Raw genomic sequence first — 21,809 nt, 5'->3', positions numbered from 1 at the left:
ATCGCGCCGGCTCGACGCTGGCGCGATGGGAGACTACATTTTGAAGCGAATGCTTTTATCGCGCGCGAAAGTCGCCTGAAGATATGGTCACGCTCGTCAATACCCTGAACCGGCCGCGCCATCCGGAAAAGGCGCATCGCCCGGAAAGCGAGATCCTGCGCAAGCCGGAATGGATCCGCGTGAAGGCGCCGGGCTCCGCCGGCTGGTCCAAGACGGCGGACATCGTGCGCGCCAACGGCCTGCACACGGTGTGCGAGGAAGCGGGCTGCCCGAACATTGGCGAGTGCTGGGAAAAGAAGCACGCCACTTTCATGATCATGGGCGACACGTGCACCCGCGCCTGCGCCTTCTGCAATGTGCGCACCGGCCTGCCGCAGGCGTTGGACCTCGACGAGCCGCAGAAGGTGGGCGAGGCGGTGGCCAAGCTCGGCCTCTCTCACGTGGTCATCACCTCGGTGGACCGGGACGATCTGGCGGACGGCGGTGCCGAACATTTCGCCCGCACCATCCGCGCCATCCGTGCCGGGAGCCCCGGCACCACCATCGAGATTCTCACCCCGGATTTCCTGCGCAAGCCCGGCGCCATCGAAGTGGTGGTCGAGGCAAAGCCCGATGTCTTCAACCATAATCTGGAAACTGTGCCGGCGAAGTATCTCACCGTGCGGCCCGGCGCGCGCTATTTTCACTCGCTGCGGTTGCTACAGCAGGTGAAGGAGCTGGACCCTTCCATCTTCACCAAGTCGGGCATCATGGTGGGGCTCGGCGAGGAGCGGAACGAAGTGCTCCAGCTCATGGACGACCTGCGCTCGGCCGAGGTGGATTTCATCACCATCGGCCAATATCTCCAGCCCACGCGCAAGCACCACAAGGTGGAGCGCTTCGTGACGCCGGACGAATTCTCCGCCTTCGAGACGGTGGCCTATGCCAAGGGCTTCCTGATGGTGTCGTCGAGCCCGCTGACGCGCTCTTCGCACCATGCGGGCGACGATTTCGCACGCCTGCGCAGCGCCCGCGAGGCAAAGCTCGGTCGGGTGTGAGGGCGTGCCGTCTTTCTCCAGCAAGCGCGTGGTGAACCATTCCGCCGCCGAGATGTTCGATCTCGTGGCGGATGTGGACCATTACCCGGAATTCGTGCCGCTCTGCCAATCCCTGCGGGTGCGTCGCCGCACGCCCGGCGGGGAGGGGCAGGAGGTGCTGATCGCCGATATGACGGTCGCCTACAAGCTGATCCGCGAGACCTTCACCTCGCGCGTCACCCTCGACCGGCCCAAGCTGACGATCCACGTGGAATATCTGGACGGGCCGTTCAGCCGCCTCGACAATCGCTGGGAATTCCGCGACCTGGAGGGCAGCAAGTGCGAGGTGAGCTTTTTCATCTCCTATGAATTTCGCTCGCGCACCCTAGGCCTGCTGATGGGCGCCATGTTCGACGCCGCCTTCCGCCGCTTCGCCGATGCGTTCGAGAAGCGGGCGGATGCGGTGTACGGGGCGGCCTGAGCGCTCAAAACCGCGCCAGCGTCTCCAGCATTTCCAGCGCCACAAGCACCGAGCGGGCGCGGATGTCGGCGCGCTCCAGCGGGCCGAACCGCTCCTCGCGATGCACCAGCAGGCCGCCGCGCTTGGCCGCCGCAAAATGCACCAGGCCAACCGGCTTTTCGTCAGATCCGCCACCGGGACCTGCAACGCCGGTGATCGAAACCGCAAGGCCGGTGCCGGCGGCGGCGAGCGCGCCGCGGGCCATGGCGCGCGCGGTCTCCTCGCTCACCGCGCCATGGGCGGCGAGGATCGCCTCCGGCACGCCGAGCATCGCCATCTTGGCGGCATTGGAATAGGTGACGAAGCCGCGATCCACCACATCGGAGGAGCCGGCGATATCGGTCAGCGCGCCGATCACGAGGCCGCCGGTGCAGGATTCGGCGGTAGCCAGCGTGAGGCCGGCGGCGCGGCAGGCCTCCAGCACGCGCCGGGCGCGGTCTTGGGTTTCCAGATCGCTCACAGCAAATCCTCCTCGGGCAGGCGGATGGTGGCGGACGCCATGGCGGCGATGCCCTCGCGCCGGCCGGTGAAGCCGAGCCGCTCGGTGGTGGTGGCCTTCACGCTGATGCGGCCGAGCGCAACGCCGGTGATTTCGCTGATGCGCGTGCGGATCGCGTCGCGGTGGGGGCCGATCTTCGGGGCTTCGCAGATCAAGGTCAGGTCGAGATGGGCGACGATGCCGCCGCGCGCGCGCACCTTGTCGAGCGCGAACACCAGGAAACGGTCGGAAGTCGCGCCCTTCCATTGCGGGTCGGAGGGCGGAAAATGGGCGCCGATATCGCCGTCGCACAGGGCGCCGAGCACCGCATCGGTGAGCGCATGCAGCCCCACGTCGGCGTCGGAATGGCCGTCGAGGCCCTTGTCGAAGGGAATGGCGAGGCCGCCGAGCATCACATGGTCGCCGGGACCGAAGGCATGCACGTCGAACCCGGTGCCGGTGCGCACATCGCTGAGCGGGGCCGCGCCCGCGCGGGCGGCGCGGGCCAGATCGTCGGCGGAGGTGAGTTTCATGTTGCCCGCTTCTCCTTCAAAGGTCGCGACCTTGTGCCCTGCCCATTCCATCACGGCGGCGTCGTCGGTCAGGCCGGCGATGCCGCCGGCTTGCGCCGCATCATGGGCGGCGCGCAGCATGTCATACCGGAAAGCCTGGGGAGTCTGCACCGCGCGCAACGTGGCGCGCACAGGCGTGGAGGTGACGGCTCCCAAGCCGTCCACCACCTTGATGGTATCGGTCACGCCGGTCACCGGCACCGCCGCGCCGTGGGTGGCCGCCGCTTCGACCGCGCGGGAGATCAGGGCGTGCGTCACGAACGGGCGGGCGGCATCGTGCACCAGTACGAGGTCGGGGGCCTCGCCCGCCAGCGCTTCGAGGCCGGCCCGCACCGAATCCTGCCGCTCGCGTCCGCCCGCCACCGCCAAGCGCACTTTCGCAAGGCCGGCGGCGGCGGCGGCGAAGCGGGCTTCATCGTCGGGATGGATCACCACCTGGATGGTATGGATATCGGAATGCTCAGCGAACAGGCGCAAGGTGCGCCGCAGCACGGTTTCCCCACCGAGATGGTGATATTGTTTGGGCAACGGACCACCGGCGCGGGTGCCGCGGCCCGCCGCCACCACAATGACCGCGCACGTCGCCATGAAGATCATTCCCTTTTTTCGCCATTTGCTCCTTGAACAGCGCCCGAACCCGCCGCGCAAGGGGACAAAAAAGCGGCGGTCGCCTGTGCCTTCGGCAGCCTTCGCGCTGCACCATGCGCCTCATTGCAAAGCTGCCCTTGCGCGTGCATCGCAATTGTCTAGAATGTAGGCACTCCTTAGGTGGCCTAAAATCTGTGCAAGAGCTTCTTTCTCCATCTCTTTCGACCGTTCGAATCGGCCCCCACGCCCTCCCGAACCCGGTGGTGCTCGCCCCGATGGCCGGTATTACCGATGCGCCGGTGCGGCGCATGGCGGTTCGATATGGCGCCGGGCTCGTGGTGTCTGAAATGGTCGCCAGCGAAGCGCTGCTCGAGGGCCATGGCGAGACCACGCTTCGGGCCGAACGCGCCGGCATTCCGCTGCACGCCGTTCAGCTGGCCGGCAACGATCCCCATTGGATGGGGGAGGCCGCCCGCATGGCGGAGGCGGAAGGCGCGGATATCATCGACATCAATATGGGCTGCCCGGCCAAGCGCGTGACCACCGGAGCTGCGGGCGCGGCGCTGCTGCGCGACCTGCCGCTGGCGGCGCGGATCATCGCGGCGGTGCGTTCCGCCGTCTCCGTCCCGGTGACGCTGAAGACCCGCCTGGGCTGGGACGGGGCGGCGCGGATCGCACCGGTGCTCGCCACCATCGCCGAGGATGCGGGCATCGCCTTGCTGACGATCCATGGCCGGACCCGCTGCCAATTCTACACCGGCGAAGCGGATTGGGCGGCGATCGCCGAGGTGAAGGCGAAGGTCTCCATTCCGGTGCTCGCCAATGGCGATCTCACGCGCTGCGCCGATGCCGGCCCCATGCTGTCCGCGTCGGGCGCCGACGGGGTGATGATCGGCCGTGGCGCGCAGGGGCGGCCCTGGTTCCCCGGCCAGGTGGCGCGGTTCCTGGAAACCGGGCGCGCGCCGGTGGAGCCTAGCCTGTGCGAACAGCGCGACGTGCTGTTGGAAATGTACGAGGGCTGGCTCGCTCTCTATGGCGCCGGGCTCGGCATGCGGCAGGCCCGCAAGCATATCGGCTGGGCGCTGGAAGCGGCGGCGGCGAGCGCCGGCCGCGAGCAAGACTGGGTCAAGCCATGGCGGGCAAGGCTGCTGCGCGCGGAAGACCCCGACGCGGTCGCGGACGGGATTCGCGCCGCTTTCGATGATGCCAACTGGAAGGCCGCGGCATGAAGGCAGATGCAAAGCGCCGGCCCGAGCCGGAGTTGAATTTTACCCGCGCGATCCTCGATGCGGTGCCCCACCCTGTGATCACGGTTTCCGATACCGGGCAGATCGTCGACGCCAACGTGGCGGCCGAGGCTTTTTTTGAAGTCAGCCTGCCGGTGCTGCGGCGCCGGCCGTTCGCCGAATTCGTGCCGTTCGGCACGCCGCTGCTCGGCCTGATCGATCAGGTGCGGGCGCGCGGCGCGCCGGTGAACGAATATCGCGTGGACCTCGGTACGCCCAAGAATGGCGGCGAGCGGGTGGTCGACATCCATGTCGGGCCGGTCTCCGAACGGCCGGGCCATGTGGTGGTGATGATCCAGGAGCGCACCATCGCCGACAAGATGGACCGCCAGCTCACCCATCGCGGCGCCGCCCGCTCGGTGAGCGCGCTCGCCTCCATGCTGGCCCACGAGATCAAGAATCCGCTCTCCGGCATTCGCGGCGCCGCCCAGCTTCTGGAACAGTCGGCGGGCGACGAGGACCGCGCGCTCACCCGCCTGATCACCGACGAGGCGGACCGCATCGTGAAGCTGGTGGACCGCATGGAGGTGTTCTCCGACGAGCGGCCCATCGCCCGCGAGCCGGTGAATATCCATGCGGTGCTGGAGCATGTGCGTACGCTCGCGTCCTCGGGCTTCGCGCGGCACATCCGCTTTATCGAGGAATATGACCCCTCCTTGCCGCCGGTCTTCGCGAACCGCGACCAATTGGTTCAGGTGTTCCTCAATCTGGTGAAGAACGCGGCCGAGGCCATCGATTCGGAGACGGACGGGGAAATCCATCTCACCACCGCCTTCCGCCCCGGCGTGCGGCTCACCGTGCCCGGCGCCTCCTCGCGCGTCAGCCTGCCGCTGGAATTCTGCGTCAAGGACAATGGCAAGGGCGTGCCGGACGACCTGCTGCCCCATCTGTTCGATCCGTTCGTGACCACCAAGCCGACGGGAAGTGGCCTCGGCCTTGCATTGGTGGCGAAGATCATCGGCGACCATGGCGGGATCGTCGAGTGCGACAGCCAGCCCCGGCGAACCAGCTTCCGGGTTCTCCTTCCCATGTATCGCGGCACACGTGTCGCCTCCGAGGACAACTGAGGTATCCATGCCCACGGGAAGCATTCTGGTCGCCGACGACGATGCTGCGATCCGTACCGTGCTTAATCAGGCCCTGTCGCGGGCCGGATATGAAGTGCGCTCGTGCGGGAATGCGGCCACCCTCTGGCGCTGGGTGAGCCAGGGAGATGGCGATCTGGTCATCACCGACGTGGTGATGCCGGACGAAAACGCCTTCGACCTCTTGCCGCGCATCAAGAAGGCGCGGCCGGACCTGCCGGTCATCGTCATGAGCGCGCAGAACACGTTCATGACCGCGATCCGCGCCTCCGAGCGCGGCGCTTATGAATATCTGCCCAAGCCGTTCGACCTGAAGGAGCTGATCTCCATCGTCGGCCGCGCGCTCGCCGAGCCGAAGAAGTCCGACCAGCATCCGCTCGGCTCCGAGGAGCAGGACAATATCCCGCTCGTGGGCCGCTCGCCGGCGATGCAGGAAATCTACCGCCTGCTCGCCCGCCTCATGCAAACCGACCTCACCGTGATGATCGCGGGCGAGAGCGGCACCGGCAAGGAACTGGTGGCGCGGGCGCTGCACGATTACGGCAAGCGCCGCACCGGGCCGTTCGTGGCCATCAACATGGCGGCGATCCCGCGCGATCTCATCGAGAGCGAATTGTTCGGCCACGAAAAGGGCTCGTTCACCGGCGCCACCACGCGCAATACCGGCCGGTTCGAGCAGGCGGAAAGCGGCACGCTCTTCCTCGACGAAATCGGCGACATGCCCATGGAGGCGCAGACCCGCCTGCTGCGCGTGCTCCAGCAAGGGGAATATACCACGGTGGGCGGGCGCACCCCCATCAAGACCGACGTGCGCATCATTGCCGCAACCAACAAGGACCTGCGCACGCTGATCCAGCAGGGCCTGTTCCGCGAGGATCTGTTCTTCCGCCTGAACGTGGTGCCGCTGCGCCTGCCGCCGCTGCGCGAGCGTTCCGAGGACGTGCCGGATCTGGTGCGGCACTTCTTCCTTCAGGCGGAGCGGGAGGGCCTGCCGGCGAAGCAGATCGACACCGCCGCCCTCGATCGGCTGAAGCGCTATCGCTGGCCCGGCAATGTGCGTGAGCTTGAAAACCTGGTGCGCCGGCTCTCGGCCTTGTACCCGCAGGAGATCATCACCACCGGCATCATCGAGGCCGAACTGTCCGAGCCGGTGCCCAGCGCGGGCGCCGAGGATGGTCCGGTGGATGCCACGCTCGCCGCTTCGGTGGAACGGCATCTTAACACATATTTTGCCGGATTCGGCGAAGATTTGCCGCCGCCCGGCCTTTACCATCGGATCCTGCGGGACGTGGAATATCCACTCCTGTCGGCGGCTCTTGCTGCGGCGCGGGGTAATCAGATCAAGGCGGCGGAATTGCTCGGCCTGAACCGCAATACCTTGCGGAAAAAAATCCGCGATCTGGATATTCAGGTCATTCGCACCAGCCGTTAATCTGAGGTTTGCTGACATCTTATGCGTGCAAGCTGCGAATCTAAGGAATAAGATTTCGCGAGGGGGCGGTCCGGATACGCGATGACGCGCATAGGGCACCGCATTTGTTGATGCCGGTATGCAAGGACCCGTGATGTCTGAAGTCGCTTTGAGTCACCTGCTCTGGGCGATGAATGCATTTATCGCCCAGAGCGATGACGGCGATCTTTGGAACGAGGCGCTGGAGCGGGTCTGCGCCGGTATCGGCGAGGCGTTCGGTCTCAGCCGCGTCGCCTTGTTCGAGGTTCGCCAGGACGGGCATCCAGGGCTCGGGGTGATCTGTCGGGCCGATTGGGCGCGGCCGGGCCTTGCTCCCATCGGCCGCGCCCACCATCGCACCATCGCCCCCGACGGCGCCGACGACCTCCAGCGCGACTGGGCGAGCCGGCGTATCCGCGGCGAGGTGATCGAAGGGCTTACCCGCGATCTCACGGGCTATATGCGCGCCTATTTCGAGGCCCATCAGATCGTGCGCTTCTATACCGTCCCGGTCATGGCGGCAGGCCATTGGTGGGGTCATTTCTGCATCGCCCACGACGACGAGAACCTGGCGTGGGACGAGACCGTCAAATCCCTGTGCCATCTGGTGGCCGGCATGGTGGCGCGCTCGGCCGAATGCATGCGGGCCGAGCGGGAATTGAACGATGTCACCCTGCGCAGCATGCTCGGTTCGGCGCTCGATGCCGTCGTCACCATCGACGAAGCGGGCATGATCCTGGAGTTCAACCCGGCCGCCGAGCGCATATTCGGCTATCAGCGCGCGGATGCGATCGGCCGCTCGCTTGGCGCCACCATCATTCCGCCGCGCTATGCGATGTCGCACCAGTCGGGCCTCAAGCGCTATCTGGAAGACGGTTCGCCTCACATCCTCGGCCGGCGCGTGGAGCTTCAGGGCCGGCGCGCGGATGGCAGCGTGTTTCCCGTGGAACTGACCGTCACCGAGATTCGCGGCGCGACCCGGCGCGTCTTCACCGCCTATCTGCGGGACATCTCCAATTTCGTGAATGCCCAGGAGGCGCTGGAGCGGCTCGCCTATCACGATGCCATGACGGGGCTGCCCAATCGCGCCGGGCTGCTGCGCCTGGTCGCCGACGCGCCGAGCGCGCCAACCGGGGTGGTGGTGGTGCATTTCCGCGATCTCGACGTGCTCGCCGCGAGCCTCGGGCGCGAATTCACCGAGCCGGTGGCGGCGCAACTGGCCTTGCGGCTGCGCCTCGCGCTGCGTGGCGATGCGATGCTGGCGCGCACCGGCGAGCGGGAATTCGCCATCATTCTGTTCCGCGGCTCGGACGCGCTGGCCACCGGGCGCAGCGTCGATGCGCTGTTCCAGGCGCCGCTGGAAAGCGAGGGCCGACGCTTCTATCTGCGCGCGCGCATCGGCATCGCCCGCGAGCAGGGGCAATTGGAACACATGTTGCGCGATGCCGAAATGGCGCTCCACGCCCAGGGGCGCGGCCATGCGGTGGTGTTCGACCAGTCGCTGCGCGCGGACCACCAGGAGCGCCTGGCGCTGGAAACCGATCTGCGGGACGCCATTCTGCGGCGCTCGCACGACCTGTACATGGTGTTTCAGCCGATCGTGTGCTGCAAGACCGGAACGGTGATGGGCTTTGAGGCCCTCGCCCGCTGGAGCCATCCGGCGCTGGGAAATGTGGAGCCCAGCGAATTCGTGGCCATCGCCGAGGCCTCGGGCCTGTCCGAGCAATTGGGCGAACTGGTTCTGGAACGGGCGGTGGCGGCCTGCGCACGCTGGAACCAGGATCGCGCCTCCAGGGGACTTGGGCCGCGCTATGTGTCGGTCAATCTTTCCGCCCCGCAGGTGATGGCCCCCGATCTTGTGGCGCGCATCGCGAACATTCTTCAGCAAGTGAATCTGAAGGGCGAGCAGGTATTGTTCGAGCTGACAGAGAGCACCTTGCTGTCGGAGCCGGAAAAAGCGGTCGAGGTGATGGTCCAGCTGCAATCCCTGGGCAGCAAGGTGGCCATCGATGATTTCGGCACCGGCTATTCCTCCTTCAGTTATCTTCAGCGTCTGCCGGTGAACGTGCTTAAGATCGACCGCTCTTTCATCCGCGAGATCGTCGACAATTCCCGTTCGCGGCGCATCGTGGGGGTGATGGTGGATCTGGCCCACGCCTTCGGCATCGAAGTGGTGGCCGAAGGGGTGGAAAACGACGACGCCATGAACGAGGTGGTGGCCCTCGGCAGCGATTGTGTCCAAGGCTATCTGGTGGGGCGGCCCATGCGCGAGGAAGAGGCGCGGCGCTGGCCCGACGGCGGCCGCGACCCCTGACACTTTTCGCTCCATGCGCAGGACAAGCGGCGGGACCAGTCGCAATTGTCACATTTTTGCACCAGTGTTGTCCCATTGCATCAGTCGCACTGATTCCCGGTGCGGCGCGGGACCCTTCCATCCATGACGAATGCCAGCCTGGACACCGCCGATAACCGTGCCACGGGCGGGGGGATGCCAGGAGCGAGCCCGTTGCTAAGCGTGGGCCTGTTCGCGCCGGCGATGGTGGTGCTGGCGCTCTGCTCGGCCTTGGCCACCTTCCTGATCCTGATGGGCCTGACGCCGGTGGTGCCGAGCCACGAGGTGGTGATCGGCCTGCTGGCCGGAAACGCGCTCGCGGTGGCCATCCTGTCCACCATGGTGGGGCGCGAGGTGTGGCGCATCGTCCGGGCGCGGGCGCGGGGCCGCGCCGCCTCGCGGCTGCATGTGCGCATCGTCGCTTTGTTCGCCGTGGTCGCCGTGGTGCCCGCCATCCTGGTGGCGGGGGTCGCGAGCCTGACCTTGGATCGCGGGCTCGACCGGTGGTTTTCCGTGCGGACCCAGGAGATCGTCGCGAACGCGGTGCAGGTGGCGCAAACCTATGTCCGCGAGCATGCGCTGAACATTCGCGGCGACGTCCTCGCCATGAGCGCCGATCTCAACCGCCTCAAGCCGCTTTATGACAGCGACCGGGCGCGCTTCCGGCAGATTCTCACCGCCCAGGCGGCGCTGCGCAATCTGCCCGGCGCGCTGATGATCGAGCGCGACCTGAAGGTGGTCGAGGGCGCACAGGTCATGACCGGCCGCGAATTCCTGGTGCCGGCCAATATCGCCATTGATGAAGCGACCGCCGAGCAGCCGATCATCTATCTGCCGTCCGATGCCGATTTCGTCGGGGCGCTGATCAAGCTGAAGGATTATCCCGACCTCTATCTCTATGTGGCGCGGCCCATCGATCCAAGGGTGATCGGCTATCTGAAAACCACGCGGGAGACCCTCGCGGATTATCAGAGCCTGGAGGAGCGGCGCTTCGGGGTGCAGGTGGCGTTCGCTCTCATGTATGCGGTCATCACGCTGATCGTGCTGCTTTCGGCGGTCTGGCTCGGCATCAATGTCTCGAAATGGCTGGTGGCGCCGATCCGCCGGCTGATGTCGGCGGCGGACCATGTGGCGGCGGGCAATCTTGACGTCCAGGTGCCGATCTATCGCTCCGAGGGCGATTTCGCGACGCTGGGCGAGACCTTCAACAAGATGACCGCCGAATTGCGCAACCAGCATGATGCCTTGCTGCGGGCGCGCGATCAGATCGACGTGCGCCGCCGCTTCACCGAGGCGGTCCTGTCCGGCGTCGGGGCGGGGGTGATCGGGCTTGATTCCGACGAGCGGGTGACCATCCTCAACCGCTCGGCGGAAAAGCTGCTGGGGGTGAAGGAGGCCGATGCGCTCGGCCATCCGCTTGCCGAAGTGGTGCCCGAGACCGCCTCCCTGATCGGCGAGGCGGAGGCCGGGCGCGAGCGCATCGTCCAGGGCAATATCACGGTGCAGCGCGAGGGGCGCGAACGGGTGTTCGCCGTGCGCGTCACCACCGAGCAATCCTCCGAGGCCGACCACGGCTGGGTGGTGACGCTGGACGACATCACCGCGCTGATCTCGGCGCAGCGCACCTCCGCCTGGGCCGACGTGGCGCGCCGCATCGCCCACGAGATCAAGAATCCGCTGACGCCCATCCAGCTTTCGGCGGAGCGGCTGAAGCGCAAGTACGGCAAGCACATCACACAGGACCGCGACGTGTTCGACCAGTGCACCGACACCATCATCCGCCAGGTGGGCGACATCGGCCGGATGGTGGACGAATTCTCCTCCTTCGCCCGCATGCCGAAGCCGGTCGTGGACAGCCAGGATCTCGCCGAGACCCTGCGGCAGACGCTTTTTTTAATGAAAGTCGGTCATCCCGAAGTCACCTTCGAGGCCGACATCCCTTCCTCCCTTCCGGCGCGGTTCGACCGTCGCCTGATATCCCAGGCCCTGACCAACATCCTCAAGAATGCCGCCGAGGCCATCGAGGCCGTTCCGGCGGAACAACGTGGCAAGGGGCTGATCCGCGTGAAGGCGGACCAGTCCGGCGAAGATCTGGTGGTTGATGTGATCGACAACGGAACCGGCCTGCCCCAGGAGAAGCGCAACCGCCTCCTGGAGCCGTATGTGACCACGCGTGAAAAAGGCACCGGCCTCGGCCTCGCCATCGTCGGTAAGATCATGGAAGAGCATGGCGGCGGCATCGAGCTTTACGACTCGCCCGAGGGACGGGGCGCCTGGGTCCGGCTGCGCATGCGCGCCGACGGGCCGATCCTGGTGCCGGCCGACCAGAAGAAGGGGGCTTGAGCCATGGCCCACGACATTCTGATCGTCGACGACGAAGCCGACATCTGCGGCCTGGTGGCCGGCATCCTGGAGGACGAGGGCTATTCCGCCCGCACCGCCCGCGACGCCGACAGCGCGCTCGCCGCCATCGCCACCCGGCGGCCGAACCTGATCTTCCTGGACATCTGGCTCCAGGGCAGCCGGATGGACGGGTTGGAATTGCTCGACACCATCAAGCTGGCGCATCCCGACGTGCCGGTGGTGATGATCTCCGGCCACGGCAATATCGAAACCGCCGTCGCCGCCATCAAGCGCGGCGCCTATGACTTCATCGAGAAGCCGTTCAACGCCGACCGCCTGATCGTCATCACCGAGCGCGCGCTGGAAACCCTGCGCCTGCGCCGGGAAGTGCGCGAACTCAAGCAGATGACGCAGCCGCAGACCCTGATCGGCCGCTCCAGCGCCATCCAGCAGCTGAAGGCGACCATCGACCGGGTCGGGCCCACCAACAGCCGCATCCTGATCATCGGTCCGTCGGGATCGGGCAAGGAGCTGACCGCGCGCATGGTTCATGCGGTATCGAGCCGCAACCAGGGGCCGTTCATCGTCATCAATGCCGCCGCGATCACGCCCGAGCGGCTGGAATATGAATTGTTCGGGGTCGAGGAAGGCGAGGGGCGCGAGGCCCGGCGCGGCGCGCTGGAGGAAGCCCACGGCGGCACGCTGTTTCTGGACGAGATCGCCGACATGCCGCGCGAGACCCAGAACCGGGTGCTGCGCGTGCTGGTGGAGCAGACCTTCACCCGCATCGGCGGCTCGGACAAGGTGAGCGTCGACGTGCGCATCATCTCCTCCACCGGCCGCAACCTGGAGGAGGAGATCGCGCAGGGGCGGTTCCGCGAGGACCTCTATCACCGCCTCAGCGTGGTGCCGATCCGCGTGCCGCCGCTGGCCGAGCGGCGCGAGGATATTCCCGACCTCGTGGATTTCTTCATCGACCTGATCTCCCAGACCACCGGCCTGCCGAGCCGGAAGATCGCCGACGACGCCATGGCGGTGCTGCAATCCCACGACTGGCCCGGCAATGTGCGCCAGCTGCGCAACAATGTGGAACGGGTGCTGATCCTGGCCGGCGGAGACCCTGACGCCATCGTCACCGCCTCCATGCTGCCGCCGGACGTGGGGGCGCTCGTGCCCAATTTGCCCAACGGCAATGGCGGGGAGCATCTGATGGGCCTGCCGCTGCGCGAGGCCCGCGAGGTGTTCGAGCGCGAATATCTGGCCGCGCAGATCAATCGCTTCGGCGGAAATATCTCCCGCACGGCGGAATTTGTGGGCATGGAGCGCTCGGCTCTTCATCGAAAGCTCAAGGCTCTCGGCGTAGGGTAGGAATAGGCGCTGCGGCGCCGAGGGGATAAGCTGCGGCCGGGTTAGGGGGAATCGCGCATGAAGGTCGTGATCTGCGGGGCGGGGCAGGTGGGGCTCGGCATTGCCGAGCGCCTCGCGAGCGAGCAGAACGACGTCTCCATCATCGATGCCAGCGCGCGCCGCATCCAGATCGCCACCGAGCAGCTGGACGTGCGCGGCGTGGTCGGCCACGGCTCGCACCCCGACGTGCTTGCCAAGGCCGGCATCGAGCAGGCGGACATGCTGATCGCCGTGACCCTGCACGACGAGGTGAACATGATTGCGTGCCAGGTCGCGCATTCCTTGTTCAACGTGCCGACCAAGGTCGCCCGCATCCGCGCCCAGACCTATCTGATGCCGGAATGGCGCGACATGCTCTCGCGCGACCATCTGCCCATCGACGTGGTGATTTCGCCCGAGATCGAGGTGGGCGAAATGGTGCTGCGGCGCCTGTCGCTGCCCGGCTCCATCGATACCGTCACCTTTGCCGACGGGGCGGTGGTGGTGGCCGGGGTCTATTGCTCCGAGGAATGCCCGATCCTCGATACGCCGCTGCGCGAGCTGACCCAGCTGTTCCCGGATCTGCGCGCCACCATCGTGGCGGTCAATCGCGGCGGCAAGCCAATCGTCCTTACCTCGCGCGACACCATCCTGGCCGGTGACATCGCCTATTTCGTCGCGCGGTCCGACCAGGTGCGGCGCACCTTGTCCATCTTCGGCCATGACGAGGTGCCGGGACAGCGCATCGTCATCGCCGGCGGCGGCAATATCGGCCTTTATGTCGCCGACCAGCTGGAGAAGCGCAATCCGATCGCCAAGATCAAGATCATCGAGAGCGCGCCCGAACGCGCGCAGGCGATCGCGGAGATCCTGTCGCGCTCGGTGGTGCTGAACGGCGATGCGCTCTCGCGCGAGATCCTGGACGAGGCGGGGGTCGGGGACGCCGACACCATGATCGCGCTCACCAATGACGACCGCATCAATATCGTCGCCTGCCTGCTGGCCAAGCAGATCGGCGCGCGGCGCATCCTCGCGCTGCTGAACGAGCCGGGCTACACCACCTTCGCCCGCGGCCTCGGCATCGACGCGCATGTGAACCCGCGCCAGATCACCGTCTCCAAGGTGCTCCAGCATGTGCGGCGCGGGCGCATCCGGGGCGTGCATTCGCTGCTCGACGGGGCCGGCGAGATGATCGAGGCGGAGGCGCTGGAAACCTCGCCCCTGGTGGGGCGGCCGCTGCGCGACATCGACCTGCTGAAGGGCCTGCGGGTGGGCGCGCTGGTGCGCAACGGCGAAGTGCTGCTGCCCACCGGCGACACGGTGGTGCGGGCGCAGGATCGGGTGATCCTGTTCGCCTTGGCGGAGCGCATCAAGCGCGTGGAACAGCTGTTCCGCGTGAGCCTCGAATTCTTTTAAAGCATCGCCTCCATGCCCTCCATCCTCCGGCTTCTCGCGTGGGCGCTCCTGTGGGTGGGCGGGGCCGCGCTGTTGCCCGCGCTGGTCTCGGTGCGCAACGGGGAGGGGCAGGCGCCGATCTTCCTCGCGACCACGCTCGCCTGCGTCTTCTTCGCCGGCGCCATGCGGCTGTCCTGCGCCGGGGTCAAGGTGCGCATGCGCCGGCTCCATGCGTTCGCCGCGCTCGCCGCGCTCTGGCTGCTGGTCCCGGTGGTGGCCGCGCCGGCGGTGGCGGTGGCGAGCGGGCTCGATCTGTGGCGCGCCTGGTTCGAGGCGCTGTCCGCCTTCACCACCACCGGATTTACGGCGGTGCACGAGGCGCCGCGCAGCCTTTATGTGTGGTTCGCTTTGCTGCAATGGAGCGGCGGCCTGCTGACCATCGTTTCCGGCGTGGCGGTTTTGGCGCCGGCCGGGCTCGCGGGCCTGCCCCATCGCGCCCAGGCCGGGGTCGACGGGCTTGAGATCGTCGATACCGGCGGCGTGGTCCGGGATATCGCGCCGATCTATGCCGCCGCGACCCTGCTGGCGCTGATCGTTCTGCTGGCGAGCGGCAATTCGATCTATGTCGCCTTGTGCCTCGCGTCGGCGGCGACCTCGTCCGGCGCCCATGTGCCGCCGCAGGCGGTGGAGGCGCTGCGCACCAGCGTCGCCACGCCGCTGGCGATGGTCCCCTTCATGCTGTGGTCGGCCACCAGCGTGCGCTGGCATCGCGCGCTGGTGACCCGCCGCATCCATGCCGCGCCCGAGCAATCGGAAAGCCTGCTGCTGCTCGGCTATTGGGTAGTGGCGGCGATCGTGCTCGGCGCCGTCATCTTTCGCGATCCATCGGTTATCTCGGTGCGGGCGTCGCTGGAGATGGGCGCATTCAGCGCTGCCTCGCTGATCGCGACCAGCGGCTTGGTGAGCGGTGCGGAGGTCTATGGCATCGTGCCGCCGGCCCTGGTGCTGGGCATGGCGCTGGTGGGCGGCGGGGCGCTTTCGGTCACCGGCGGCATCAAGCTGCTGCGGTTGCGCGCCATGCTGCTGCGCGCCCAGGGCGATCTGATGCGGCTCATCTCGCCCCATCTGGTGCAGCCCGCGCGCACCGGGGAGGGGGGCGTCGGCTCCGCCATGCGCGGGGTCTGGGTGGGGCTGGTCTCCGTGCTCGCGACCCTCGCCTTCACCATCATTCTCATGAGCATTTCCATGCCCAGCCTGCAGGCGGGGGTCACGGCGGCGGTGGCGGCGCTGACCAATGCCGGACCGATCTATGACGCGGCCAATCCGGACTGGCCCGCCATTTCCGCTTTGCCGCCTCTGTCCGTGCTTGGCGCAGCCTTCGCCATGATCGCCGGCCGGCTGGAGACTGTGGGCGCGTTCGTGCTCATCCACCTTGCCTTCTGGCGCAGTTGAGGTTCGAATTCCGCCATGTCCCGCATTGCCTATGTGAACGGCCGCTATCTGCCCCACCGCGACGCCTGCGTGCATGTGGAGGATCGCGGCTACCAGTTCGCCGACGGTGTGTATGAAGTCTGCGAGGTGCGTGGCGGCAAATTGATCGACGAGCGCCGTCATCTCGACCGGCTAGACCGCTCGTTGACGGAATTGCGCATTGCCGCCCCCATGTCGCGCGGGGCGCTTACGACGGTGCTGCGCGAGACCGTGCGGCGCAATTTGGTGCGCGACGGGCTGGTCTATCTCCAGGTGACGCGCGGCGTCGCGCGGCGCGACCATGGCTTTCCCGCCGCCAGCGTGCCGCCGAGCATCGTCGTCACCGCCCGCTCCGCCAATTTTGCCAAGAATGACGCCACGGCGGCGGCTGGGATGAAGGTGATCTCGCTGCCGGAAAATCGCTGGGACCGGGTGGACATCAAGAGCGTCGGGCTCCTGCCCAATGTGCTGGCCAAGCAGGCGGCGCGCGAGGCCGGGGCCGGAGAGGCCTGGTTCGTGGATGCGCAGGGCCACGTGACCGAGGGCGCCTCCACCAATGCCTGGATCGTGACCCAGGACGGGCGGCTCGTGACGCGGCCAGCCGAGCACGGCATCCTGCGCGGCATCACCCGCACCGTGCTCATGGAGGTCGCCGCCGAAATGCAGCTCAAGGTTGAGGAACGTGCCTTCACTTTGGACGAGGCGAAGGCCGCGAAGGAAGCGTTCGTCTCCTCCGCAACCTCGCTCATCATGCCCGTGATCGCCATCGACGGGACACCTGTGGGAACGGGCACTGTGGGCCCTGTGGCGCGCAATCTGCGGGCCCAGTTCCACAAATTCGCCGAGGCCTCCGCTTGATGCAGCACAATATGCTGATGCTGCGGGGCAAAAATTGCAGTTGCACCGATTTTTCGCTGTGCCATCCTAGGCTGCTAACTCCCGCCCTTCGATCGCTGCTTCGCGTCGGGTAGGGCGGGGCAACGCCGAAAGAAACGGATACGAAAATGGCGGCGGAACGGACACAAAATCTGCAGGACACATTCCTCAATCACGTCCGCAAGAACAAGACTCCCCTCACAATCTTCCTGGTGAACGGGGTGAAGTTGCAAGGTGTGGTGACGTGGTTCGATAATTTCTGCGTCCTGCTGCGGCGCGATGGCCACTCTCAGCTTGTCTACAAGCACGCGATTTCGACCATCATGCCCGGTCATCCCGTGCAATTGTTTGACCCGACCGACGAGGTCGCGGCGGAGAAGGCGTAACGATACGTGGAGCATAAGGACGAACGGGGCGCATCGAAGGTCGGGGCAAAAAGCGTTGAACGCCAAGCCCCGCCCACGCGATGCGCTGTCATCACGCCGTTTTCATCCAACCGGGCCCGGTGGACGCAGAAGGGCGCGGCGCACGAGCGCCGTTCCCCCGAAGCGCGGCTCGACGAGGCGGTGGGCCTCGCCATGGCCATCGATCTTGAGGTGGTCTATCGCGGCCTCGTGCCTTTGGCCGAGGTGAAGCCCGCCACCTATCTCGGTTCCGGCAAGGTGGAAGAGATCGCCGGCATCGTGCAGGCGGAAGAGATCGGCCTCGTGTTCTTCGATGCCGCGCTCTCGCCCGTGCAGCAGCGCAATCTGGAAAAGGCGTGGTCCACCAAAGTGGTCGACCGGACCGCCCTGATTCTTGAAATCTTCGGCAGCCGCGCCCGCACGAAGGAAGGCACGCTTCAGGTGGAACTCGCCCATCTGAATTACCAGCGCTCGCGCCTCGTGCGGTCCTGGACCCATCTGGAGCGCCAGCGCGGCGGCTTCGGCTTCTTGGGCGGCCCCGGTGAAACCCAGATCGAGGCCGACCGCCGGCAGATCGGCGAACGCATCATCCGCATCGAGCGCGATCTTGAACAGGTGAAGCGCACCCGTGCGCTGCACCGCACAAGCCGCAAGCGCGTGCCCTATCCCGTGGTTGCATTGGTTGGATATACCAATGCGGGTAAATCAACATTATTCAACCGCCTCACCCGCTCGGAGGTGATGGCGCAGGACCTGCTGTTCGCGACCCTCGATCCCACCTTGCGGGCGGTGGACTTGCCGCACGGCACGCGGATCATCCTGTCCGATACAGTGGGCTTCATCTCCGATCTGCCCACCCAGCTCGTCGCCGCCTTCCGCGCGACGCTCGAAGAGGTGATCGAGGCGGACGTGATCCTGCATGTGCGCGACGTCTCCCATCCCGACAGCCAGGCGCAGGCCGACGATGTGAAGGACGTGCTCACCGACCTCGGCATCGACATCGAGGCCAGCGGCCGCGTGCTGGAAGTGTGGAACAAGATAGACCTGCTCTCGGATGCCGCACGCGACGCGATGGAGAACACGGCCGCGCGCAGCGATCTCGCCGACCGGCCGATCCTGGTCTCCGCCCTCACCGGCGCCGGCACGTCCGATCTGCTGGACGTGGTGGAACGCCAGATCACCGCCGGCCGTGTAACACTGGACGTCACGGTCGCGGCCGACGACGGCGAAGGCCAGGGCTGGCTCTATCGCCATGGCGAGGTGCTGGAGCGTCGCACCGATGAGGACGGCGTGATGCATTTTGCCTTGCGCATCCTGCCCGAGCGCGCGCCCCTGGTGACGCGCCGGTTCGGGGCCGGGCGCGTGCATCAGATGTGAGAACGGGCGGCGGCGCGAGCCGCTGCCGCCACGCGGGGGGAAGGGGGAACGCTATTCCCCCCGTTCCGCCCCCTTCGCCGCCACCCAGAAGGCTTCCATCTCGTCCAGGCTCGCCTGTTTCGGCGTGCGCCCGCGCGCGGCGAGCTGGTCTTCCACGAAGGCGAAGCGGCGGGTGAATTTCTCATTGGTGCCGCGCAAGGCCGCTTCCGGATCCACACCGGCATGGCGGGCGAGGTTCACCAGCGCGAACAGAAGATCGCCGATCTCGTCCTTGATGGCGTCCGTGCCGCCGGCGTCGAGCGCCTCGGCAACCTCGTCCGTCTCCTCGCGGATTTTCGCCAGCACTTGGCGCGCATCATTCCAGTCGAAGCCCACGCGGCCGGCTTTTTCCTGGAGCTTCAGGGCCCGGGTCAGCGCCGGCAGGCCCACCGGCACGCCGTCGAGCGTCCGGCCGGTCTCGTCCGCGGGAAGGCCGGCGGCGGCGCGGCGCTGGGCGCGCTCGGCCTTTTCTTGCGCCTTGATCTCCCCCCACATGGCCTTCACCACCTGAGGGTCGAGGTGGCGCGCATCGCCGAACACATGGGGATGCCGGCGGATGAGCTTGGAGGTGATGGCCTCCACCACGTCGCCGAGATCGAACAGGCCCTGCTCTTCGCCGAGCCTTGAGTGAAACACCACCTGAAGCAGCAGGTCGCCCAGTTCGTCCGGCAGATCCGCCATGTCGTTGCGGGCGATGGCGTCCGCCACCTCATAGGCTTCCTCGATCGTATAGGGGGCGATGGTGGAGAAATCCTGCTCCAGGTCCCAGGGGCAGCCGGTGACGGGCGTGCGCAGCGCGGCCATGATCTCCACGAGGCGGGCAAGGTCGCGGGACGGCTGCATCGGGGGCTCTCCGGGCAAGGACGCCGCATGGCGGCGTCGGGGACAAGTGGCGCCGCATGGCGGCGTAGGGGGCAAGGGCGCCGCATGGCGGCGTCGGGCAGGTGGGTCTATCATCAAGCGGGTTCGCCGCGAACGCGGGACTGCCGAGGATAAAGCATGAGTTCCCTCTCAACCGAAAGCGCGGCCGCGCCCGCCCCCTCCGACGATGACGCGGGCATCCGCCCCGGCGAGATCGCGGTCGCGCTGCCGCCGGCCTTCGATGCCGGGCTCTATTTCATCGGCCGCATCCGCACGCCCTGGGCGCGACGAGAGGATTGCCCCAAGCGCGGCAGCGAGGACGGCCCCATCTGCCGGCTGGAGATCGACCCGCGCTGGGAAGCCGCGCTCGAAGGCGTCGGGCGCGAGCCGCGGCTCCAGGTGCTCTATTTCATGGACCAGGCGCGGCGCGATCTGGTGTTGCAGATGCCGCGCAGCGCCAGCGAGGCCTCCGGCACCTTTGCGCTGCGCTCGCCGGTGCGGCCCAACCCCATCGCCTCCTCGGTGGTGCTGTTCGTCGCCCGCGAAGGCCTGGACGTGCTGGTGCGCGGGCTCGATTGCATCGATGGCACGCCGCTGGTGGACCTCAAGCCGCAATATTGTACCCTGGCGCACGATGTGACTTAGCGTCATGCCGTGTCCGCATGCTTGAGCTTCCACGAGGTTTCCCTTGACGACATCCACCGGCCTTTCCTTCGGCACGGGCCCTGCGGACGGCGCGCCGCCGCCGGAAGACGGTCTGACCTATAGCTTCCGGCCGCGCCTGATCGGCTCGGGCTCCCGCTTCCGCCTCGATGGCGAGACGCTACATTGGACGGTCGGCGCCCGCTCTGGCGCGCTCCATCTGCGCGACGTGGCGCGAGTGCGGCTGAGCTATCATCCCGGCCAATTGGCCTCGCCCAATTATGAGACCGTGATTCACGGCAAGGCGGGGGAGAAGCTGACCATCGGTTCGCTCTCGCGCACCTCCATCACCAGTGTGGACGATCATCGCAAGGCCTATGCCGCCTTCATCGCCGCGCTGCACGGAGCGTTGCAACCCCATGCGGGCGGCATCGTGTTCGATGGCGGGCTTTCGCCCTGGCGCTGGTGGCTCATGAGCGGCCTGGCAGTCATCACCGCGCTCGGGCTGGTGGCGGTGCTGGCGAGCGCGCTCGGCAATGCCGACTGGACGGTCGGCGCCCTGATCGCGGTGCTGTGCCCCCTGCTGGCTTGGCCGCTGTGGGAGATGCTGTGGCGCAACCGGCCGGAGCCTTATTCGCCCTCGGCCTTGCCGGGGCGCCTGCTGCCGAGCTGAGGGCGCGCCTCGTCTTCCTGCGCCTTCTTCATCAGCCCCGCCGCCACATCGGCGACGCGGGGCGCCGGTAGGGCGGTAAAGGGGAGAGGGCGGGTCACCGCGATCGCGGCAAGGCCAAGGCGCGCGGTCAGCAGGCCGTTCACCACCCCCTCGCCGAGCCGCGCCGAGAGGCGCGCCGCAATGCCCGATCCCACCAATTCCTGAACCAGGGTATCGCCGGCGGCCATGCCGCCGGTCACCGCGAGGTGGCTCAGCACATGGCGCACCAGCCGCAGCATGCCGAGCGCGCCGGGGCGTCCGCCATAGAGTTCCGCCAGCCGGCGGATCAGCACGAAGGCGCTGTAGAGCACGAACAAGAGGTCCACCACCGCGCGCGGCGAGACGGCGGTGACTACCGACACGCGCTTGGCCGTATCCGAGACCAGCTGCCGCGCCCGTGCGTCCAGCGGCGCCATCAGCGTGCGCTCGGTGAGCTGCACCAGATCCGCCCCGTCGATGATCGCGCCGAGATGGGAGGAGAGGTCGGCGCGGGCGCGGGCGAGCGCGGGCATCTCCTTGGCGATGCCGAGCAGATCGTGTGTCACCGCCTCGGCGAGCGCGCGGTCGTCGTTCGCGAGCGCGAGCACCGCCCGCTCGCGAATGGAATCCAGGCTGGAAAAGCGCATCAGCCCGGCGACCTCGCGGCCGATGATCGCCACCACCGCCACCGCCAGCAGGCCCGCCAGCGCCAGGCCGAGATAGCCGAGCGCCTGCGTCTGCGCGAACAGATCCTCGATCAGCCGCGTCACGGCAAGGCCGATGCCGAGGCTCGCGAGCCCACCGAGGGCGGTCCAGAACAGCGCGCCGAGCGAAAAACCCCTGCGCCGGGCGGGAGGGACGGGTGCGACGATCTCGTCCGCCTCATCGACCGGCGCAGGCGCCTCGGTCACGACGATGCCGGCCTCGTCCAGGCGGAACACCTGGGGGCGGGCATTTTCGGGCCGGTGGTTGTGCGGTTCGGGCATGAAGACTTCAGA

General features: G+C 67.2%; 19 protein-coding genes. 15 read left to right on the top strand and 4 right to left on the bottom strand.

Annotated features, from left to right (window positions below):
• The first annotated feature begins 83 nt into the window (after window positions 1-83).
• A complete protein-coding gene (gene lipA / locus V5G24_RS14475; protein WP_394081763.1) occupies window positions 84-1,037 on the top strand; it encodes a lipoyl synthase in 954 nt (317 codons plus the stop codon).
• 4 nt (window positions 1,038-1,041) lie between these two features.
• Complete coding sequence (locus V5G24_RS14470) at window positions 1,042-1,497, top strand: type II toxin-antitoxin system RatA family toxin (RefSeq protein WP_394081765.1); 456 nt, start codon at window positions 1,042-1,044, stop codon at window positions 1,495-1,497.
• Between the two features lie 4 nt (window positions 1,498-1,501).
• On the opposite strand, the gene V5G24_RS14465 is transcribed toward V5G24_RS14470, so the two are convergent.
• Window positions 1,502-1,996 (bottom strand): CinA family protein, encoded by a 495-nt coding sequence (locus tag V5G24_RS14465; RefSeq protein WP_394081767.1) that lies wholly within the window; start codon window positions 1,994-1,996, stop codon window positions 1,502-1,504.
• Window positions 1,993-3,174 (bottom strand): bifunctional 2-C-methyl-D-erythritol 4-phosphate cytidylyltransferase/2-C-methyl-D-erythritol 2,4-cyclodiphosphate synthase, encoded by a 1,182-nt coding sequence (locus V5G24_RS14460; RefSeq protein ID WP_394081769.1) that lies wholly within the window; start codon window positions 3,172-3,174, stop codon window positions 1,993-1,995. Before V5G24_RS14460 ends, V5G24_RS14465 begins: the two co-directional genes overlap by 4 nt.
• A gap of 275 nt (window positions 3,175-3,449) precedes the next feature.
• Here V5G24_RS14460 and dusB point away from each other — a divergent pair, with 275 nt between their 5' ends.
• From dusB to hflX, 11 genes are all read left to right on the top strand, one after another.
• Window positions 3,450-4,403 carry a tRNA dihydrouridine synthase DusB gene (gene dusB, locus V5G24_RS14455; RefSeq protein WP_509292241.1) on the top strand — a complete coding sequence of 318 codons (954 nt, stop codon included), beginning with the start codon at window positions 3,450-3,452 and terminating at the stop codon, window positions 4,401-4,403.
• Window positions 4,400-5,527, top strand: coding sequence for a two-component system sensor histidine kinase NtrB (locus V5G24_RS14450; protein ID WP_394081773.1), 1,128 nt, complete (start codon window positions 4,400-4,402; stop codon window positions 5,525-5,527). Before dusB ends, V5G24_RS14450 begins: the two co-directional genes overlap by 4 nt.
• A 7-nt stretch (window positions 5,528-5,534) precedes the next feature.
• Window positions 5,535-6,977 carry a nitrogen regulation protein NR(I) gene (gene ntrC / locus V5G24_RS14445; protein WP_394081775.1) on the top strand — a complete coding sequence of 481 codons (1,443 nt, stop codon included), beginning with the start codon at window positions 5,535-5,537 and terminating at the stop codon, window positions 6,975-6,977.
• Window positions 6,978-7,110: 133 nt separating this feature from the next.
• On the top strand, window positions 7,111-9,309 hold the full coding sequence (locus V5G24_RS14440; RefSeq protein ID WP_394081777.1) for a putative bifunctional diguanylate cyclase/phosphodiesterase: 2,199 nt from the start codon (window positions 7,111-7,113) through the stop codon (window positions 9,307-9,309).
• Window positions 9,310-9,432: 123 nt separating this feature from the next.
• Window positions 9,433-11,670 (top strand): sensor histidine kinase NtrY-like, encoded by a 2,238-nt coding sequence (locus V5G24_RS14435; protein ID WP_394081779.1) that lies wholly within the window; start codon window positions 9,433-9,435, stop codon window positions 11,668-11,670.
• Between the two features lie 3 nt (window positions 11,671-11,673).
• A complete protein-coding gene (gene ntrX, locus V5G24_RS14430; protein WP_394081781.1) occupies window positions 11,674-13,038 on the top strand; it encodes a nitrogen assimilation response regulator NtrX in 1,365 nt (454 codons plus the stop codon).
• Between the two features lie 57 nt (window positions 13,039-13,095).
• Entirely contained in the window at window positions 13,096-14,472 is a 1,377-nt protein-coding gene (gene trkA, locus V5G24_RS14425; RefSeq protein ID WP_394081783.1) for a Trk system potassium transporter TrkA, read from the top strand.
• A gap of 12 nt (window positions 14,473-14,484) precedes the next feature.
• The gene (locus V5G24_RS14420) at window positions 14,485-15,903 is read left to right on the top strand and encodes a hypothetical protein (RefSeq protein ID WP_394081785.1); all 1,419 of its coding nucleotides are present in this window, start codon (window positions 14,485-14,487) and stop codon (window positions 15,901-15,903) included.
• A gap of 15 nt (window positions 15,904-15,918) precedes the next feature.
• A complete protein-coding gene (locus V5G24_RS14415) occupies window positions 15,919-16,779 on the top strand; it encodes a D-amino-acid transaminase (protein WP_394081787.1) in 861 nt (286 codons plus the stop codon).
• Window positions 16,780-16,925: 146 nt separating this feature from the next.
• On the top strand, window positions 16,926-17,183 hold the full coding sequence (gene hfq, locus V5G24_RS14410; protein ID WP_348844899.1) for an RNA chaperone Hfq: 258 nt from the start codon (window positions 16,926-16,928) through the stop codon (window positions 17,181-17,183).
• A gap of 192 nt (window positions 17,184-17,375) precedes the next feature.
• A complete protein-coding gene (hflX, locus tag V5G24_RS14405) occupies window positions 17,376-18,578 on the top strand; it encodes a GTPase HflX (RefSeq protein ID WP_509292240.1) in 1,203 nt (400 codons plus the stop codon).
• Between the two features lie 51 nt (window positions 18,579-18,629).
• Here hflX and mazG read toward each other — a convergent pair whose 3' ends face one another.
• The gene (gene mazG, locus V5G24_RS14400; RefSeq protein WP_394081791.1) at window positions 18,630-19,460 is read right to left on the bottom strand and encodes a nucleoside triphosphate pyrophosphohydrolase; all 831 of its coding nucleotides are present in this window, start codon (window positions 19,458-19,460) and stop codon (window positions 18,630-18,632) included.
• 156 nt (window positions 19,461-19,616) lie between these two features.
• Between mazG and V5G24_RS14395 the strand changes: the two genes are divergently transcribed.
• Window positions 19,617-20,123 (top strand): SAM-dependent methyltransferase, encoded by a 507-nt coding sequence (locus V5G24_RS14395; protein WP_394081793.1) that lies wholly within the window; start codon window positions 19,617-19,619, stop codon window positions 20,121-20,123.
• A 43-nt stretch (window positions 20,124-20,166) separates the two neighbouring features.
• Window positions 20,167-20,793, top strand: coding sequence for a hypothetical protein (locus V5G24_RS14390; protein ID WP_394081795.1), 627 nt, complete (start codon window positions 20,167-20,169; stop codon window positions 20,791-20,793).
• Here V5G24_RS14390 and V5G24_RS14385 read toward each other — a convergent pair.
• Window positions 20,751-21,797: a YcjF family protein gene (locus V5G24_RS14385; protein WP_394081797.1), complete on the bottom strand. Its 1,047-nt coding sequence runs from the start codon at window positions 21,795-21,797 to the stop codon at window positions 20,751-20,753. The two genes, V5G24_RS14390 and V5G24_RS14385, sit on opposite strands and share 43 nt — an antisense overlap.
• Between the last annotated feature and the right edge of the window lie 12 nt (window positions 21,798-21,809).

Source organism: Roseixanthobacter finlandensis, assembly GCF_043195105.2.
In the GTDB taxonomy this organism is placed as follows: domain Bacteria; phylum Pseudomonadota; class Alphaproteobacteria; order Rhizobiales; family Xanthobacteraceae; genus NCEH01.
Note: the sequence above shows the minus strand (reverse complement) of the source record. Positions and strands in the feature narration are given on the sequence as shown.

Excerpts from the sequence above, each read along its gene's own strand:
- V5G24_RS14440 (WP_394081777.1), top strand. The coding sequence starts at position 7,111 with ATGTCTGAAGTCGCTTTGAGTCACCTGCTCTGGGCGATGAATGCATTT.
- hflX (WP_509292240.1), top strand. The coding sequence starts at position 17,376 with ATGGCCATCGATCTTGAGGTGGTCTATCGCGGCCTCGTGCCTTTGGCC.
- trkA (WP_394081783.1), top strand. The coding sequence starts at position 13,096 with ATGAAGGTCGTGATCTGCGGGGCGGGGCAGGTGGGGCTCGGCATTGCC.
- V5G24_RS14420 (WP_394081785.1), top strand. The coding sequence starts at position 14,485 with ATGCCCTCCATCCTCCGGCTTCTCGCGTGGGCGCTCCTGTGGGTGGGC.
- V5G24_RS14395 (WP_394081793.1), top strand. The coding sequence starts at position 19,617 with ATGAGTTCCCTCTCAACCGAAAGCGCGGCCGCGCCCGCCCCCTCCGAC.
- hfq (WP_348844899.1), top strand. The coding sequence starts at position 16,926 with ATGGCGGCGGAACGGACACAAAATCTGCAGGACACATTCCTCAATCAC.
- V5G24_RS14385 (WP_394081797.1), bottom strand. The coding sequence starts at position 21,797 with ATGCCCGAACCGCACAACCACCGGCCCGAAAATGCCCGCCCCCAGGTG.
- mazG (WP_394081791.1), bottom strand. The coding sequence starts at position 19,460 with ATGCAGCCGTCCCGCGACCTTGCCCGCCTCGTGGAGATCATGGCCGCG.
- V5G24_RS14450 (WP_394081773.1), top strand. The coding sequence starts at position 4,400 with ATGAAGGCAGATGCAAAGCGCCGGCCCGAGCCGGAGTTGAATTTTACC.
- ntrX (WP_394081781.1), top strand. The coding sequence starts at position 11,674 with ATGGCCCACGACATTCTGATCGTCGACGACGAAGCCGACATCTGCGGC.
- V5G24_RS14435 (WP_394081779.1), top strand. The coding sequence starts at position 9,433 with ATGACGAATGCCAGCCTGGACACCGCCGATAACCGTGCCACGGGCGGG.
- ntrC (WP_394081775.1), top strand. The coding sequence starts at position 5,535 with ATGCCCACGGGAAGCATTCTGGTCGCCGACGACGATGCTGCGATCCGT.
- V5G24_RS14460 (WP_394081769.1), bottom strand. The coding sequence starts at position 3,174 with ATGGCGACGTGCGCGGTCATTGTGGTGGCGGCGGGCCGCGGCACCCGC.
- lipA (WP_394081763.1), top strand. The coding sequence starts at position 84 with ATGGTCACGCTCGTCAATACCCTGAACCGGCCGCGCCATCCGGAAAAG.
- V5G24_RS14415 (WP_394081787.1), top strand. The coding sequence starts at position 15,919 with ATGTCCCGCATTGCCTATGTGAACGGCCGCTATCTGCCCCACCGCGAC.
- dusB (WP_509292241.1), top strand. The coding sequence starts at position 3,450 with ATGGCCGGTATTACCGATGCGCCGGTGCGGCGCATGGCGGTTCGATAT.